Origin of the sequence: Streptomyces sp. NPDC021093 (genome assembly GCF_044333135.1) — a bacterium.
Classification (GTDB): domain Bacteria; phylum Actinomycetota; class Actinomycetes; order Streptomycetales; family Streptomycetaceae; genus Streptomyces.
The window spans coordinates 302716-319650 of record NZ_JBIRQJ010000011.1 but is presented as its reverse complement, the minus strand read 5'-3'; the positions used below and the strand labels follow the sequence as shown (position 1 = coordinate 319650).

The 16935-nt window shown below is 71.1% G+C and carries 14 protein-coding genes; 4 read left to right on the top strand and 10 right to left on the bottom strand.

From position 1 onward, the window contains the following. Positions 1-17 precede the first annotated feature (17 nt). On the bottom strand, positions 18-1181 hold the full coding sequence (locus ACH4SP_RS32660; RefSeq protein ID WP_398420257.1) for a glycerophosphodiester phosphodiesterase: 1164 nt from the start codon (positions 1179-1181) through the stop codon (positions 18-20). A gap of 260 nt (positions 1182-1441) precedes the next feature. Between ACH4SP_RS32660 and ACH4SP_RS32655 the strand changes: the two genes are divergently transcribed. Next, a complete protein-coding gene (locus ACH4SP_RS32655; protein ID WP_398420255.1) occupies positions 1442-2113 on the top strand; it encodes a lysophospholipid acyltransferase family protein in 672 nt (223 codons plus the stop codon). An 86-nt stretch (positions 2114-2199) separates the two neighbouring features. Here ACH4SP_RS32655 and ACH4SP_RS32650 read toward each other — a convergent pair whose 3' ends face one another. The 4 genes from ACH4SP_RS32650 to phsA all read right to left on the bottom strand — a co-directional run bounded on the left by ACH4SP_RS32650 (position 2200) and on the right by phsA (position 8162). Further along, positions 2200-3753: an MFS transporter gene (locus ACH4SP_RS32650; protein ID WP_398420253.1), complete on the bottom strand. Its 1554-nt coding sequence runs from the start codon at positions 3751-3753 to the stop codon at positions 2200-2202. Continuing rightward, positions 3750-4298, bottom strand: a complete 549-nt coding sequence (locus ACH4SP_RS32645; protein WP_398420251.1) for a TetR/AcrR family transcriptional regulator — start codon at positions 4296-4298, stop codon at positions 3750-3752. The genes ACH4SP_RS32650 and ACH4SP_RS32645 overlap by 4 nt, the downstream gene beginning before the upstream one ends. 290 nt (positions 4299-4588) lie before the next feature. Further along, entirely contained in the window at positions 4589-6016 is a 1428-nt protein-coding gene (argH, locus tag ACH4SP_RS32640; protein WP_398420249.1) for an argininosuccinate lyase, read from the bottom strand. Between the two features lie 292 nt (positions 6017-6308). Next, on the bottom strand, positions 6309-8162 hold the full coding sequence (gene phsA / locus ACH4SP_RS32635; RefSeq protein ID WP_398420326.1) for an O-aminophenol oxidase PhsA: 1854 nt from the start codon (positions 8160-8162) through the stop codon (positions 6309-6311). 332 nt (positions 8163-8494) lie between these two features. Here phsA and ACH4SP_RS32630 point away from each other — a divergent pair, with 332 nt between their 5' ends. The 3 genes from ACH4SP_RS32630 (at position 8495) to ACH4SP_RS32620 (ending at position 11651) form a co-directional block, all read left to right on the top strand. Beyond that, the gene (locus ACH4SP_RS32630) at positions 8495-9853 is read left to right on the top strand and encodes an NAD(P)/FAD-dependent oxidoreductase (RefSeq protein ID WP_398420247.1); all 1359 of its coding nucleotides are present in this window, start codon (positions 8495-8497) and stop codon (positions 9851-9853) included. A gap of 27 nt (positions 9854-9880) precedes the next feature. Next, positions 9881-10582, top strand: a complete 702-nt coding sequence (locus ACH4SP_RS32625) for a L,D-transpeptidase (protein ID WP_398420245.1) — start codon at positions 9881-9883, stop codon at positions 10580-10582. Positions 10583-10676: 94 nt separating this feature from the next. Beyond that, positions 10677-11651, top strand: coding sequence for a bile acid:sodium symporter family protein (locus tag ACH4SP_RS32620; RefSeq protein ID WP_398420243.1), 975 nt, complete (start codon positions 10677-10679; stop codon positions 11649-11651). A gap of 125 nt (positions 11652-11776) precedes the next feature. Here ACH4SP_RS32620 and ACH4SP_RS32615 read toward each other — a convergent pair whose 3' ends face one another. From ACH4SP_RS32615 to argC, 5 genes are read right to left on the bottom strand one after another with little or no spacing between them, the layout of a single operon-like run. Then, a complete protein-coding gene (locus tag ACH4SP_RS32615) occupies positions 11777-12325 on the bottom strand; it encodes an arginine repressor (protein WP_398420324.1) in 549 nt (182 codons plus the stop codon). A 5-nt stretch (positions 12326-12330) separates the two neighbouring features. Beyond that, complete coding sequence (locus ACH4SP_RS32610; protein ID WP_398420241.1) at positions 12331-13539, bottom strand: acetylornithine transaminase; 1209 nt, start codon at positions 13537-13539, stop codon at positions 12331-12333. After that, on the bottom strand, positions 13536-14588 hold the full coding sequence (gene argB, locus ACH4SP_RS32605) for an acetylglutamate kinase (RefSeq protein ID WP_398420239.1): 1053 nt from the start codon (positions 14586-14588) through the stop codon (positions 13536-13538). Before argB ends, ACH4SP_RS32610 begins: the two co-directional genes overlap by 4 nt. Continuing rightward, positions 14585-15736 carry a bifunctional glutamate N-acetyltransferase/amino-acid acetyltransferase ArgJ gene (argJ, locus tag ACH4SP_RS32600; RefSeq protein ID WP_398420238.1) on the bottom strand — a complete coding sequence of 384 codons (1152 nt, stop codon included), beginning with the start codon at positions 15734-15736 and terminating at the stop codon, positions 14585-14587. The genes argB and argJ overlap by 4 nt, the downstream gene beginning before the upstream one ends. Continuing rightward, positions 15733-16761, bottom strand: a complete 1029-nt coding sequence (argC, locus tag ACH4SP_RS32595; RefSeq protein WP_398420236.1) for an N-acetyl-gamma-glutamyl-phosphate reductase — start codon at positions 16759-16761, stop codon at positions 15733-15735. Before argC ends, argJ begins: the two co-directional genes overlap by 4 nt. Between the last annotated feature and the right edge of the window lie 174 nt (positions 16762-16935).

Sequence of the window (16935 nt, the reverse complement as noted above, 5' to 3'; positions counted from 1 at the left end):
TACGGGTAACGAATCGATTACGCCCTGAAGTCCGCGGCGGCGAGCAGCGCCGTGTCCGCGTTGTCCGAGAAGATGCCGTCGATGCCGGTCGCGAAGTACGCCTTGAAGGCGCCGAAGACGTCGCCGTAGGCGGCCGGGTCGGTGCCGCGGCGGAAGTCCGCGGGCAGGAAGCTGTTCTCGTTGCGCATCGTGTACGGGTGCAGGACCAGGCCCCTGGCGTGCGCGTCCCGTACGAGCGTGGTCGGCCTGCCCAGCTTGCCCGCCGCGTCACGCGGAATGACCAGGTCCAGGCTCGGGCCGATGCCCTGCGCGAAGCCGGAGATCCACTTCAGCCCCGCGGGCTCGACCAGGTCGGCGACGGTGCGCGGGTCGCCGGACTGGACGAAGTCCCAGGGCCTGTCGGTGCGGCCGCCGAGCAGGACGACGCGCGGCCCCGCCACCAGCTTCGCCATCCGCTGTATGCTGCTCGGCTCGAAGGACTGGAGGAAGGTCGTGGAGTCCTTCTTGTGCCGGCCGTACTTGCGCAGCAGGCGGGCGAGCGGCTCCTCCAGACCGAGACCCAGGCCCCGGAAGTAACTGGGGTGCTTGGTCTCGACGTGCAGCCAGACCGGGCGCCCGCGCCTGCGGCCCTCCTGCTCGGCCCAGCGCAGCACCTCCTCGAAGGTGGGTATCTGCCAGCGGCCGTCGTAGAGGGTGTTCTCCTGGCGCACGGCGGGGATGCGTTCCTTCGCCCGCAGGGTCTTGAGCTCGGCGAGGGTGAAGTCCTCGGTGAACCAGCCGGTCAGCTCGGCCCCGTCGACCTTCTTCGTCGTCCTGCGGGAGGCGAACTCGGGGTGTGCGGCGACGTCGGTCGTGCCGGTGATGTCGTTCTCGTGGCGGCAGACCAGGTGACCGTCCTTGGTGGGGACCAGGTCCTGCTCGATCACGTGCGCGCCCATGTCGAGGGCGAGCTGGTACGAGCCGAGGGTGTGCTCGGGGCGGTAGCCGCTGGCGCCGCGGTGGGCCACGACGGTCGGTACGGGCAGGTTCCGGTAGGCCGGTCCGCCGTGACCGTGGCCACTTCTCGCGGGGCTCGCGGCACTCGCCGTACCGGAGAGCCCGAGGGCGGCGCCCGAGGCGCCCAGCACCGCGGCGCCCAGCAGCGCGCGCCGCCCGGGACCGAATTCCGCACCTTGTGTCATGAAAGCTCCTCGTTGTCCTGACCGGCCCTTGACCTGCTCTTGACCGGCCCCTGCCTCAGTGGGGCCCGATGGTAGGCGGCTACGCATTACAGAGGGGAGACCTGGGACGGAACGCAGTGGAAACACACGTCAACACTGCGTATCCACCTGATGAACCCGATGTGCGATCAGCGGCAACCCGCGAGTATCGTCCTCACCTGCGCGGAACCCGCGCGGGCCTGAAGCTTCCAGCCTGAAACTCACCGACTTCGGAGGAACCGTTGTCCCGTCTCGCGCTCATCAAGGCAGTGCTCGGACCGATCCTGCGCCTGATGTTCCGCCCCCAGGTGGAAGGCGCTGAGAACATCCCCGGGACGGGGCCGGTCATTCTCGCCGGAAACCACCTCACCTTCATCGACTCGATGATCATGCCGATCTGTCTGGACCGCCCGGTCCACTACATCGGCAAGGACGAGTACGTGACGGGCAAGGGCTTCAAGGGCCGTCTGATGGCCTGGTTCTTCACCAGCTGCGGCATGATCCCGGTGGACCGGGACGGCGGGCGCGGCGGCGTCGCGGCGCTGATGACCGGCCGCCGGGTGCTGGAGGAGGGCAAGATGTTCTCCATCTACCCCGAGGGCACCCGCTCCCCCGACGGCCGGCTGTACCGGGGCCGTACCGGCATCGCGCGCCTCACGCTGATGACCGGTGCGCCGGTGGTCCCCTTCGCGATGATCGGCACCGACAAGATCCAGCCGGGCGGCTCGGGTCTGCCGCGCCCCGGCAAGGTGACGGTCCGGTTCGGCGAGCCGATGGAGTTCTCGCGGTACGAGGGCATGGACCGCGACCGTTACGTGCTGCGGGCGGTGACCGACTCGGTGATGTCGGAGGTCATGCAGCTGTCCGGCCAGGAGTACGTGGACATGTACGCCACGAAGGCCAAGGCGGCCTGACCGTACGGCAGTCGCCACGCAGGTGTACGAGGAAGGGCCCCGCCGGGAAACTCCGGCGGGGCCCTTCCTCGTACACACCGCGTACGTCAGTGCTCGATGCCCTCTTCGAGCTTCTGGCCGCGCAGCATGGTCCACGCGGCGACCGCCGTGGCGAACAGCACCAGCGCACCGGCCAGGGCCGCCGTCTGGAATCCGTCGGTGAAGGAGTCCCGGGCCGCCTCCAGGAGTGCGAAGGCCTGGTCCTTGGGCAGTTCGGCCGCCGACTCGACGGCGCCGCCCAGCGAGTCGTGGGCCGAGGCCGCCACGTCGGCGGGGACCCCCGCCGGGACCGGGAAGCCCCGGTAGATGCCGGTCACGATGGAGCCGAGCAGGGCGATGCCGAGGGCCGCGCCGAGTTCGTACGCCGTCTCGGAAACGGCGGACGCGGCGCCCGCCTGCTCCTTGGGGACGCTGGAGAGGATGACGTCGGCGGTGACCGTGAAGGCGAGTCCCGCGCCGAGTCCGCCGAGGAACAGCGCACAGCCGAGCGCGACCACCCCGGTGTCGGAGGTGAACAGCGTGCACGCGAGGAGGGAGAGGCCGACGGCGGTCAGTCCGCCGGACACCGCGAGGCGTACCGACGTACGGCGGGCCAGGAATCCGGCCGTGAGGCCCGCGCCCACCGCGCCGACGGCCGCCGGGAGCTCGATGAGTCCGGCGTTCAGCGGGGAGCGCTCCTGGACCAGCTGGAGGAACTGGGAGAGGAAGAAGACCAGTCCGGAGAGGCCGAGGATGGTCAGCAGGTCGGCCAGTACGGCGCCGGAGAAGCCCTTGTGCTGGAAGAGCCGCATGTCGAGCAGCGGGGACGGCAGTCTGCGCTGGCGCCGTACGAACCAGACCAGCGCGCCCACGCCGACCACCGCCGACACGGCGATGTCCCAGCGGAAGCCGTGCACCGCCGCTTCCTTGATCGCGTACACGACGGCGACCATGCCGACGAGCGAGAGCAGCACGCTCAGCATGTCCCACGGGCCCGGCGAGGGGTCCTTGGACTCGGGCAGCAGCTTGATGCCGACGACGACGAGGACGGCCATCACGGGGAGGTTGATGAGGAAGACCGAACCCCACCAGAAGTTCTCCAGGAGGAATCCGCCGACCACGGGGCCGACCGCGGCGCCGGCCGAGGCGGCGGCGCCCCAGATGCCGACGGCGAGGCTGCGCTCCTTGGGGTCGTGGAAGATGTTGCGGATCAGCGCGAGCGTGGACGGCATGAGCGTCGCACCGGCGACACCGAGCAGCGCACGGGCGACGATCATCATCTCGGGGCTGGTGGCGTACGCGTTGAGCACCGACACCGCACCGAACGCGACGGCACCCGTGAGCAGCAGCTTCTTGCGGCCGATGCGGTCGCCGAGGCTGCCCATCGAGACCAGCAGGCCCGCGATGATGAACGAGTAGACGTCGCCGATCCACAGGAGCTGGGTGCCCGAGGGCTTGAGGTCCTCGCTCAGGAACGGCGTCGCGAGGCCGAGCACGGTGGCGTCGACGGCCACCAGGAGCACGGCGAAGACGAGCACGGCGAGCGCGAGCCAGCGGCCGGGGCTGGCTATGCCTCCGTGGCCGGGCCCGGCGGCCGGATGCTGCTGGTCGGTGCTTGTCATTTCTCCACGCTCCGTCGTGCGCCGCCGAGCAGCAACTCGACGATCATGTGCTGGAAGTCCTTCGCGGCGCTCCGCCCGTCCTGGACGGACCAGGCGGCGGCCGAGACGAGCCCGTACAGGGCGTCGGTCAGCCAGGCCGGGCTGAGGTCGATGCGGAACTCGCCGCTCTCCTGGCCGCGCCGGAACAGGGCGGCCAGTCGGGCGTCGACGCGGGCCCAGCCGGGGTTCTGGTTCGCCTCGAAGAGCTGGTTCTCGGTGATGAGGAAGGCGAACAGTCCGGCGACCGGCTCGACCTCTGCGACGAGGCGGCGGACGGCGTCCGTGGCCCGCCCCTCGTCGAGGTCGGCGGCGTCGAGTGCCGCGTCCAGCTCGCTCAGCCCGAACTCTTCGAGCGCCCTGATGAGGGCGTCGCGGCCGGCGAAGTGCCGGTGCAGGGTGGCCCGTCCGATGCCGGCGGCCTTGGCGACCTCGTCCATGGTGGAGGTCGCCTTCCGGGTGAGGAGGGCGGCGGCGGTACGGAGGACGCGCTCGCGGTCGACTGTCATGAGACGAGCATAGCCCGCGTGAGACATGGATGTCTCAGAGCGGGCTATGGGGCGGGGCGGTGGCGAGGGCATGCGGTCGGGGAGGGCCGTGCCGCAGCGGGGCCGCCCCCTTGCCCACCCGTCCCGCCCCCGGGGGGGCGGCCCCGCTGCCCAAGGGGTCGGCGGGGGTCGGCGGCGTCAACCGCCCACGGGGGCAGGCATTTAGGGGCGCGGGGAACTGCGCGATCAGCCACGACGCACCCGCACGACGACGACCACCAGCCCCCGCCCCACCCGCACCCCCGGACGGGCTACCCCTTGGCCGTGGCCCAGGCGTGCTGGGTTGCCAGGTCCGCCTTCAGCTCGGCGAGTTGGACCGCGACGGCCGAAGGGGCCGTACCGCCACGCCCGTTGCGGGACGCCAGCGCGCCCGGGACGTTCAGGACCGCCCGTACCTCCGGCGTCAAGTGTTCGGAGATCTTGGCGAATTGAGCGTCCGTCAGCTCGTCCAGCTCGATCCCCTCCCCCTCGCACACCTTCACGCACTCGCCCGCGACCTCGTGCGCGACCCGGAACGGCACGCCCTGCTTGACCAGCCACTCCGCAATGTCCGTGGCGAGCGAGAAGCCCGCCGGGGCCAGCTCCTCCATCCGCTCGCGGTTGACCGTGAGGGTGGCCATCATGCCGGTGAAGGCGGGGAGCAGGACTTCGAGCGTGTCGCAGGAGTCGAAGACCGGCTCCTTGTCCTCCTGGAGGTCCCGGTTGTAGGCGAGGGGAAGGGCCTTCAGGGTCGCCATCAGCCCCGTCAGATTCCCGATCAGCCGCCCCGACTTGCCGCGCGCCAGCTCCGCGATGTCCGGGTTCTTCTTCTGCGGCATGATCGACGAGCCGGTCGAGAAGGCGTCGTGGAGGGTGACGAAGGAGAACTCCTTCGTGTTCCAGATGATGATCTCCTCGGCGATCCGCGACAGGTTCACGCCGATCATCGCCGTGATGAACGCGAACTCGGCGACGAAGTCCCGGGACGCCGTCCCGTCGATGGAGTTGCCCACCGAGCCGTGCTCGAAGCCGAGGTCGGCGGCGACCGCCTCCGGGTCGAGCCCGAGCGAGGAGCCCGCCAGCGCGCCCGAGCCGTACGGCGACACGGCGGTCCGCTCGTCCCACTGCCGCAGCCGCTCCGCGTCCCGGGACAGCGGCTGGACATGGGCGAGTACGTGGTGCGCGAAGAGGACCGGCTGCGCGTGCTGGAGGTGGGTGCGCCCCGGCATCGCGACGTCCGGGTGTGCCTCCGCCAACCCCACCAGCGCGTCCTGGAGTTCGGCGATCAAGCCGCCGATGATCCGGGCGTGGTCCCTCAGGTACATCCGGAAGAGGGTGGCGACCTGGTCGTTGCGGGACCGCCCGGCCCTGAGCTTGCCGCCGAGGTCGGCGCCGAGGCGTTCGATGAGGCCCCGCTCCAGTGCCGAGTGCACGTCCTCGTCGGCGACCGTACCGACGAAGTCCCCGGAGGCGACATCCGCTTCGAGCCGGTCGAGCCCGGCCAGCATGCCGGTCAGCTCGTCGACGGTGAGCAGCCCGGCCTTGTGCAGTACGCGGGCGTGGGCGCGGGATCCGGCGATGTCGTACGGCGCGAGGACCCAGTCGAAGTGGACGGAAGCGGACAGCTTGGCCAGGGCCTCGGCCGGACCGTCTGCGAACCGGCCGCCCCAGAGCCGACCTTCACCGGTGTTGCTGCTCACAGCTGGAACTCCTCAGAGATACAGAGATGCGGGGATACGGAGATGTCGATGTGCGGCGGCCTCCCCGCGCGGAGGAACGGGGAGGCCGCAGGTCTCACGGGTAACGAGTGACGGTCAGGCGAGGTCGCGCCGGGCCGCGATCTTCGAGGACAGGCCGATGACCTCGGTGCCCGTCCCTTGCGTTCCCCGCAATGCCCATGCAGTGATGGGCATAACTATGCAGAGGGCCGTATGGTTTGTCAAAGCAGTGGGACGGGGGCCGCCCTCATCGACAGCCCCCGTACGCGGCAGCTCAGTGGTGCCCGCCGTGCCCCGCCCCGTGGTCGAACTTCACGGCCTCCGGCGGCATCACCACGAAGGGCCGCATCATCCCCATGTCCTCGTGCTCCAGCAGGTGGCAGTGGTACATGAAGCGTCCGTACGCCCCGTCGAACCGCCCGATCACCCGCAGCAGCTGCCCCGGCGGGACCAGGAAGACGTCCTTCCAGCCGCGCTCGTTGGGAGCAAGCGGAATCTTCTTCTCCGGGTCGAACTCCACCGGCGTCCGGGTCCCGCCCGCCCCGAGGTCGAAGCCCGCCACCTTGTACGCGTCGCGGCCCGTCAGCTGGAAGTCGGTGAGGTGGATGTGCATCGGGTGGCGCGGTCCGCCCAGGTTGAGGAAGCTCCACTGCTCGTACGCGCCTTCGGCGATGGTGAAGCCGAGTCCGTCGTTGAAGGTCCTGGCGGTGCGCCGGTAGGTCCTCACCTTCCCGTCGGCCCCCTTGACCTGGACGATCCCGTCGGTCGGGAGCCGGATCCCGGCGGCCTCCTCCGGTGTCAGCTCGACCGTCTCCCAGATCTCCGGGTGACCGCCGCCGCCGACCGTGCCCGGGGTGGTGAGCAGGATCAGCCGGTGGTTGTGCTCGACCTCCGCGTGCTCGTACGCCCGGAAGGACCCGGACAGCACCGCGGGCAGCTCGAAGCCGTCGCACTCGCCCGCCTCGCCCACCCGGAACTCCATGACCTGCGGGTAGCGGACGTCGTTGGCCGCGTCCGGCACCCCCGCGGGCTGCCCGCGCCCCTTGTTGACCAGCCGCAGCCGCCTGCCGGAGAGGGCCCGGAAGTCGATCAGGAGGTCCATCCGCTCGGCGGGCGCCACGGTCAGCGCGGGCAGCGCCCCGTCGAAGTCGACCGGCACCGGGTGCGGCAGCAGGCCGCCGTCGCTGCCGATCTGGTGGAGGACGCCGGGGACCGGTTCGTTGTCCTCGTCGACCAGGACGAGGTCGTAGACGCGGGCGTTGGAGGCGTTGACGAGGCGGTAGCGGTACCAGTCGGCGGCCACGTCCTGGTACGGCCAGATGCGGCCGTTGACCGTGGTGTACGGGCCGGTGAAGGGCAGCGTCACGGGCTTCTTGGTCTCGGAGTTCTCCGGGTCGACGATCACCGTCTTGTGCAGCAGCCGCCCGTTGAGCCGGCCGTCCGCGTCGGTGTCGAGGTTGCGGTCGGCGAGGATCAGCGGCAGCTCGCGGTCGCCGGACGGCAGCCCGAGCGCGTCCTCCTCGTCGTCGCGGACCAGATAGGTGCCGACCAGCCCGGCGTGGACGTTCCACCGGGTGATGTTCATGGCGTGGTCGTGGTACCACCACTGGACGGCCTGGTGGTCGTTCGGGTACTCGGACAGCTGGGCATCCCCGAAGCCGACCGCGTTGTCGGCCCAGCCGTCGTTGCCGCCGCCGGTCTGCGCGCCGTGCAGGTGCGTGACGGACCAGGCGGGCAGGGCCGCGACGTCCTTGCTGGGCTCGGCGCCGCCCCGGCCGGGCTCGGTGGAGGCGGGCGGCTCGCCCGCCGGGCGGACCGGCACCTCGACGACGGTGACCGGGTACTCACTGCCCTTGGGTATGCGGTTCGTCCAGGCGACGCGGATGCGCTGGCCGCGCCGCACCTCGATGGTCGGCCCCGGCACCGTACCGCCGTATCCCCACATCAGGGTGGGCGGCAGTCCGCGGTGCAGCCTGGCCCAGACGGGGCGCAGGGCGATCTCGGTCTCCCGGCGCACGTCGCCGTGGTCGCCCGCGTACGGGCGCAGGACCGGTGGGACGGTCAACTCGTCGACGAACGGCTGGAGTTCGTTCCCCTCCGTGCTCCACTCCGCGAACTTCGCGCCGATCCTGCGGCTCAGTTCTTCGATGGTGTCGGTCAAGGCGTTTCCCCCGTACCAGTGGTTCGCGTTTGTACTTCCTTCTCCTGTGAAGACCCCCCTTCCACGGCCGGGGTTTTCCGTCCCACCCGATGTGTCCGAAATTGGGCGGGGTGGTGCCGCATCCCACCAGGTCAGGAAAATCCGATCTTTCCCGACCCGTCGGATTCCCGCCGCGCCCCTCTGAACGCCCCCCTGAACACACCCCGGCCACCCCCGAACGCACCCCGCCGACGCGCGGCCCCGGCGCCGAGCCCCGATGCTGGAGAAGATTCCCGACGTACCGAAGGAGCAGTGAGACCATGACGCGACCGAGGATTGTGGTGGTCGGCGCAGGCTTCGTCGGGATCGAGTGTCTGCACCGGCTGGAGCGCAAGCTCTCCCCGCGCGACGCCGAACTGATACTGATCTCGCCGACGGACTACCAGCTCTATCTCCCGCTGCTCCCCCATGTCGCGGCGGGCGTCCTCACCCCGCAGTCCGTCGCGGTCTCGCTCCGCCGCCGCCTGCGCCGTACGAAGATCGTGCCCGGCGTGGCGATCGGCATCGACGCGGCGGCCCAGGTGTGCGTCGTCCGCAGGTCGACGGGCGAGGTGACGGTCAAGCCGTACGACCACCTGGTCATCGCCGCCGGTTCCACCACCCGCACCTTCGACATCCCGGGCCTCACGGACCACGCGCTCGGGGTGAAGACGCTGGCCCAGGCCGCGTACATCCGCGACCACGTGATCGCCCAGCTCGACCTGGCCGCGGCCACCGTCGACGAGGAGGAGCGCAGGGCCCGCCTGCAGTTCGTGGTCGTCGGCGGCGGTTACGCGGGCGTGGAGACGGCCGCCTGCCTGCAGCGGCTCACCACCAACGCCCTCAAGCGCTACCCCCGTCTGGACCCCGCCCAGCTGCGCTGGCACCTGGTGGACGTGGCCCCCCGCCTGCTCCCGGAGCTGGGCGACCGGCTCGGCATCAAGGCGATGGCGATGCTCCGCGAACGCGGCATCGAGTTCTCGCTGGGCACCTCCGTGGCCTCCGTCGACGAGAACACCATCAAGCTCACCGACGGCCGCACCCTGCCGTCCCGCACCCTCATCTGGACGGCGGGCGTCGCCGCGTCGCCCCTGGTCACGACGCTCGGCGCGGAGACGGTGCGCGGCCGCATCATCGCCTCGAACCAGCTCACCGTCCCCGGCCACCACGGCCTGTACGCGGCCGGCGACGTGGCCGCGGTGCCCGACGTCGCCAAGGGCGGCGACGCGATCTGCCCGCCGACCGCCCAGCACGCCCAGCGCCAGGGCAAGGTGCTCGCCGACAACATCGTGGCGAGCATGTCCGGCACCCCCCTGAAGCCGTACATCCACAAGGACCTCGGCCTGGTCGTGGACCTGGGCGGTGCCGACGCCGTCTCCAAGCCCCTGGGCATCGAGCTCCACGGCCTGCCCGCCCAGGTGGTGGCCCGCGGCTACCACCTGATGGCCCTGCCGACGATGACCGCCCGGTCCCGCGTGGCGGTCAACTGGGGCCTCAACGCGGTCGCGGGCGACGACTTCGTCCGCACCGGCTTCCAGGACAACAGGCCCAAGACCCTCCAGGACTTCGAGCGCACGAAGTCGTACCTGACGCCGGACGAGGTGAAGAAGTACAGCGAGACGCTGAACGCGCGGGCCTGACCGCCACCCGTCTCCTAATGTCGGGGGATGACCTTGCTGCGCACCGCCGCCGGTTCCGCCGTCCTGATCGCCGTCCTCGCCCTGCCGGACGGAGGTCGGCAGGTCCCGTTGCCCGAGCGGATGGCCGACACCGGCGGCGGGCGCCAGCTCGTCACCGCCGTCGCGGCCGGCACCCGGGCGACCACGGGCACGGTGACCTGGTGGGACCGGCGGGGCGGGCGGTGGGCCGAGGCGGGGCGGGCTCCGGCGCGGTTCGGGGCGAAGGGGCTCGTGGAGGGCGCCGTACGGGTGCAGAGCACGAACACCACGCCGACCGGTCTCTACGACCTGCCCTACGGATTCGGGACCGAGGCCGCGCCGGAGGGCACGGAGGTCGTGTACCGGCGGATCGGGCCGAAGTCCTGGTGGTGCCAGGACAATCGGTCGCTCTCGTACAACCGGTGGGTGGAGGGGCTGCCGAAGGACTGCCGCCCCGGCGAGGCCGAGAAGCTCGACGAGTACGGAACGCAGTACGCGCACGCGCTGCTCGTCGGTTTCAACTACACGAAGCCGGTACGAGGGCGCGGCGCGGGCATCTTCCTGCACGTCAACGGGAAGGGCGCGACGGCCGGTTGCGTGTCCGTGCCCAGGGACGCCATGCGGGAGATCCTGCGGTGGGCCGAGCCGCGGCGGCGGCCTCACCTCGCGATCGGGACCGTCGGCGGGGCGACGGCGATCACTCGCTACTGAGGCCGCGGCGGAAGCCTCCGCCCGCCGCTGCGTGTAGCGACCACATACCGAGACGGTGTTGCGCGGTACGCCCGCCGGGGCGTTGCATCACCGCGTGCACACCGAATCCGAATCCCCGTCCGGCATAGCTCCGACCAGCAAGAACGACAGCGATCGGGCCGCCCGCCGGGCCGTCACGGTCTTCCCCGTACTGGTCCTCGTGGCGGGGGTGCTGGGGCTCGTCACCCCGGGCACCTTCGCCGACTGGAAGACCTCCGTGCCGTACCTGCTCGGCATCGTCATGTTCTGCATGGGGCTGACGATGACCCCGCTGGACTTCAAGGGGGTCGCGAAGCGGCCGTGGGCGGTGGCGCTCGGGCTCGGGGCGCACTACGTGATCATGCCGGGGCTCGGCTGGCTCATCGCGCACGCACTGGACCTGCCGCCGCAGCTCGCGGCCGGGGTGATCCTGGTCGGCTGTGCGCCCAGCGGCACCGCGTCGAACGTGGTGACGTACCTGGCCCGGGGCGACGTGGCGCTCTCGGTGTCCGTGGCGACCGTGTCCACGGTCCTCGCACCGCTGGTCACGCCGCCGTTGACGCTGCTCCTCGCGGGCGAGTACCTGCCCGTGGACGCCGGGTCGATGGTCGAGGACATCCTCAAGACCGTGCTGCTGCCGGTGATCGCGGGACTGCTGGTGCGGCTGGTGGCCGGGCGGTACGTGGACCGGGTGCTCGACGCGCTGCCGTGGCTGTCGGCGGTGACCATCGCCGTGATCGTGGCGGTCGTGGTGGCGGGGAGCGCCGCCGCGATCAAGTCGGCCGCGCTGCTCGTCTTCGTCGCGGTCGTCCTGCACAACGGGCTCGGACTCGCGCTCGGGTACGGGGCCGGGAAGCTGGCCCGGCTCGGGCGGCCCGCGAGCCGGGCGATGGCCTTCGAGGTCGGCATGCAGAACTCGGGCCTCGCCGCCTCCCTGGCCACCGCCCACTTCAGCCCGCTGGCCGCGCTGCCGTCCGCGGTCTTCTCGGTCTGGCACAACGTGTCGGGCGCGCTGGTCGCCGCCTGGATGTCCCACCGCAAGCACCACTAGGGGCGCGGGGCCGTACTGGATGTGCGGCTCCGCCACGTGGGCGCGACCGGCCGCGACGGAGCCGCAGCGGGCCGACGGCACCCGGCGGCAGGTCCGGCGGACCGGTGGCAGGTCCGGCGGACCGCTCAGCGTTCCTTCTGCGCCAGCCGCAACAAGTGGTCGGCCAGGGCCTGGCCGCCCGCCGGGTCGCGGCTGATCAGCATCAGGGTGTCGTCGCCCGCGATCGTGCCGAGGATCGCGCGCAGTTCCGCCTGGTCGATGGCGGAGGCCAGGAACTGGGCGGCGCCCGGCGGAGTGCGCAGGACGACCAGGTTGGCCGATGCCTCGGCGGAGATCAGCAGCTCCGCCGAGAGGCGGCGCATCCGCTCCTCCTTGGCCGACTCGCCGAGCGGTGCCTGCGGGGTGCGGTAGCCGCCCTCGCTGGGCACCGCGTAGATCAGCTCGCCGCCGGTGTTGCGGATCTTGACCGCGCCGAGCTCGTCGAGGTCGCGGCTGAGCGTCGCCTGGGTGACGCTCAGCCCGTCGTCGCTGAGGAGCTTGGCGAGCTGGCTCTGCGAGCGCACCGGCTGCCGGTTCAGGATGTCCACGATCCGGCGGTGGCGTGCGGTCCGGGTCTGGGGTACCGCGGGCCCGCCGTTGCCGTGCTCGTTGTCCCGCGCCTGCGCCTCGGTCATCGTCGTCATTCTCCGGATCGTTGGTCCCCGTGTGCTGCGGCGTACGCCTCGTCGAGGATGCCGGGGAGGGTCTGGAGGAAGGCGTCCAGCACGTCGTCCCCGATGGTCAGAGCAGGCATCAGCCGTACGACATCGGGGGCGGGCGCGTTCACCAGGAAACCGGCATCCTGAGCCGCCTGCTGCACCTGGGGAGCGAGGGACTCGGACAAGACGATACCCAGGAGCAGGCCCGCACCCCGGACGTGGGAGACCAGCGGGTGTCCGAGTGACTGGATTCCGTCCCGCAGTTTCTCGCCCTTGCGCTTGGTTTCGTCGAGCAGCCCGGCACTGGCGATGGTGTCCACAACGGCGATTCCGGCGGCGCACGCGACGGGGTTGCCGCCGAAGGTGGAGCCGTGGTGGCCGGGCTGCAGGAGGTCGGCGGCCGGGCCGTAGGCGATCGTCGCGCCCAGCGGGAGGCCGCCGCCGATGCCCTTGGCGAGCGTGACGACGTCCGGGTCGATGCCCTCCTCGGCCTGGTGGGCGAAGAAGTGTCCGGTACGTCCGGTCCCGGTCTGCACCTCGTCGAGGACCAGGAGCGTACCGGTGGCACGTGTGATCTCGCGGGCCGCCAAGAGGTAGCCGGGCGGCGGCACGACGACGCCGATCTCGCCCTGGACGGGCTCGATGACCAGCAGCGCGGTGTCCTCCGTGACCGCCGCGCGCAGCGCTTCCACGTCTCCGTACGGTACGTGCGTGACGTCGCCGGGGAGCGGCAGGAACGGCTCGCGCTTGCCCTGCTGGCCTGTGAGGGCGAGGGCGCCCATGGTGCGGCCGTGGAATCCGCCGGTCGTGGCGACCATGTGGGTGCGTCCGGTGAGCCGGCCGATCTTGAAGGCGGCCTCGTTGGCCTCGGCGCCCGAGTTGCAGAAGTAGACGCGGCCGGGACGCCCGGAGGCCTCGATCAGCCGCTCGGCGAGCGCGACGGGCGGCTCCGCGACGAAGAGGTTGGAGACGTGGCCGAGCGCGGCGACCTGGCGGGACACGGCCTCGACGATCGCGGGGTGGGCGTGGCCGAGGGCGTTGACCGCGATGCCGCCGACGAAATCGGCGTATTCCTTGCCGTCGGCGTCCCAGAGGCGGGAACCCTCGCCGCGGACCAGGGCGAGCTCCGGGGTGCCGTAGTTGTTGGCCAGGGCGCTCTGCCAGCGCCCGGTGAGTTCCGCGTTGCTCATGACTCCCCCTGTGTGTCCTGCGCGTCGGGCACGACCATCGTGCCGATTCCCTCGTCCGTGAAGATCTCCAGCAGGATCGAGTGCTGGACCCGCCCGTCGATCACGCGGGCCGTGGTGACGCCGTTGCGTACGGCGTGCAGACAGCCCTGCATCTTGGGGACCATGCCGCTGGCCAGCTCGGGCAGGAGCTTCTCCAGCTCGGTGGCGGTGAGGCGGCTGATGACGTCGTCGCTGTTCGGCCAGTCCTCGTAGAGGCCCTCGACGTCGGTGAGGACCATCAGCGTTTCGGCGTCCAGCGCCGCAGCGAGCGCCGCAGCCGCCGTATCAGCATTGACGTTGTAGACATGTCCGTCGTCCTGGGAGCGGGCGATCGAGGAGACGACCGGGATGCGGCCGTCGGCGAGGAGCGCTTCGATGGCGCCCGTGTCGATCGCGGTGATTTCGCCGACCCGGCCGATGTCGACCGACTCGCCGTCGATCTGCGGGAAGTGCTGGGTGGCGGTGATGGTGTGCGCGTCCTCGCCGGTCAGGCCGACGGCGAGCGGGCCGTGCTGGTTGAGCAGGCCGACGAGCTCGCGCTGCACCTGGCCGGCCAGGACCATCCGTACGACGTCCATCGCCTCCGGCGTGGTGACCCGCAGCCCGGCCTTGAACTCGCTGACGATGCCCGCGGCGTCGAGCTGCCTGCTGATCTGCGGGCCGCCGCCGTGCACGACGACCGGCTTGAGGCCGGCGTGGTGCAGGAAGACGACGTCCTGGGCGAAGGCCGCCTTCAGGTCCTCGTCGACCATGGCGTTGCCGCCGAACTTGATGACGACGGTCTTGCCCTGGTGACGGGTCAGCCAGGGCAGGGCCTCGATGAGGATCTGCGCCTTGGGGAGGGCGGTGTGCTTGCGGGCGGTGGGGTGCGCCGGTGCGTCGGCGGTCGTGCCCGTGGCGGTGTCGGCGGTCGCGCCGGTGGCTGTGGCGGCGGTCGTGCCCGCGCTCGATTCGGCGGTCGACGCGGCGCTCGCGGCGCTGCTCGGGTCGCTGCTCGGGTCGCTGCTCATGAGGAGTACGCGCTGTTCTCGTGGACGTAGTCGGCGGTGAGGTCGTTCGCCCAGATCACGGCGGACTCGGAGCCCTCGGAGAGGTCGGCGGTGATCTTGATCTCCCGGTAGCGCATGTCGACCAGGTCGCGGTCGTCGCCGACGGAGCCCTTCTTGCAGACCCAGACGCCGTTGATGGCGACGTTGAGCGCGTCCGGGTCGAAGGCGGCCTTCGTGGTGCCGATGGCGGAGAGCACCCGGCCCCAGTTGGGGTCCTCGCCGTGCAGGGCGCACTTGAGGAGGTTGTTGCGGGCGATGGACCGGCCCACCTCGACGGCGTCGTCCTCGGTCGCCGCGTTGATCACCTCGATCCGGATGTCCTTGCTGGCCCCCTCGGCGTCGCCGATCAGCTGCCGGGCGAGGTCGTCGCAGACGGTACGTACCGCGGCCGCGAACGCGTCGTACTCCGGGGCGACTTGAGCAGCCCCCGAGGCGAGCAGCAGCACGGTGTCGTTGGTGGACATGCAGCCGTCGGAGTCGACCCGGTCGAAGGTCTGCCGGGTCGCGTCGCGCAGCGCCCGGTCGAGCACGGCGGCTTCGAGGTCGGCGTCGGTGGTGAGGACGACCAGCATGGTGGCGAGGCCGGGGGCGAGCATGCCCGCGCCCTTGGCCATGCCGCCGACGGTCCAGCCGCCGCCGTCCACCACCGCCGTCTTGTGGACGGAGTCCGTGGTCTTGATGGCGATGGCGGCCTTCTCCCCGCCGTGCACGGACAGCTCGGTGGCGGCCTTCTCGATGCCGGGGAGCAGCTTGTCCATGGGGAGCAGTACGCCGATGAGGCCGGTCGACGCGACGGCGACCTCGCCCGCGCCGATCTCCAGCACCTCTCCCGCCTTCTCGGCGGTGGCGTGGGTGTCCTGGAAGCCCTTCGGTCCCGTACAGGCGTTGGCGCCGCCGGAGTTGAGGACGACGGCGGAGATCTCGCCGCTCTTGACGACCTGCTCGGACCAGAGGACCGGGGCGGCCTTGACGCGGTTGGAGGTGAAGACGCCCGCGGCGGCTCGGCGCGGTCCGGTGTTGACCACGAGGGCCAGGTCCGGGTTGCCGTTCGCCTTGATCCCGGCGGCGATGCCCGCCGCCGTGAATCCCTGTGCTGCCGTGACGCTCACGGTGCCACTCCGATCGTGGTGAGGCCTGTGGACTCGTCGAGTCCGAGGGCGATGTTCATGCTCTGTACCGCGCCGCCGGCGGTGCCCTTGGCGAGGTTGTCGATGGCGCTGACGACGACGATGCGGTGTGCGGCGGCGTCGTACGCGACCTGGATGCGGACGGCGTTGGAGCCGTACACGGAGGCGGTGGCGGGCCACTGCCCCTCGGGGAGCAGCGTGACGAACGGCTCGGCCGCGTAGGCCTTCTCGTACGCGGTCCGTACGTCCTCGGCGCCCACTCCCGGCTTCGCCTTCGCGCTGCTGGTGGCGAGGATGCCGCGCGGCATCGGCGCCAGCGTCGGCGTGAAGGAGACGGTGACCCGCTCCCCCGCGACCGCGCTGAGGTTCTGGATCATCTCGGGCGTGTGCCGGTGACCGCCGCCCACTCCGTACGGGGACATGGAGCCCATGACCTCGGAGCCGAGCAGGTGCGGCTTGGCCGCCTTGCCCGCGCCGGAGGTGCCGGACGCGGCGACGATCACGGCCTCCGGCTCGGCCAGCCCCGCCGCGTACGCGGGGAAGAGACCGAGGGTGACGGCCGTCGGGTAGCAGCCGGGCACCGCGATGCGCTTGGTACCCGCCAACGCGGCACGTGCGCCCGGCAGTTCGGGAAGTCCGTACGGCCAGGTACCGGCGTGCGGCGAACCGTAGAACCGCTCCCAGTCGGCGGCGTCGGCGAGCCGGAAGTCGGCCCCCATGTCGACGACCAGGACCTCGTCGCCGAGCTGCTCGGCCACCGCGGCGGACTGGCCGTGCGGCAGCGCCAGAAAGACGACATCGTGGCCGGCAAGCACCTCGGGGGTGGTCGGCTCCAGGATCCGGTCCGCGAGCGGACCGAGGTGGGGCTGTACCGCACCGAGCGTCTGACCTGCGTTGGAGTGCCCGGTCAGGGCGCCGATCTCCACCTCGGGGTGGGCGAGGAGAAGGCGCAGCAGTTCCCCGCCCGCATATCCGCTCGCACCAGCCACTGCTGCACGTACCACCATCGAACCCTCCTCGTCGATGGCATGACTATACGTATAGGCGTAGTTTTATGCAAAGCCCTGGAAGATCCGAGCCCGGCCCGATGGGCTGTTTGAAGTCCGGCAGAAGAATTTCGCGAGGGGATGTCGAGATCCCGTACCCGGCTCCGTCCCAGGGGCGAAGGCGGCCACAATGGG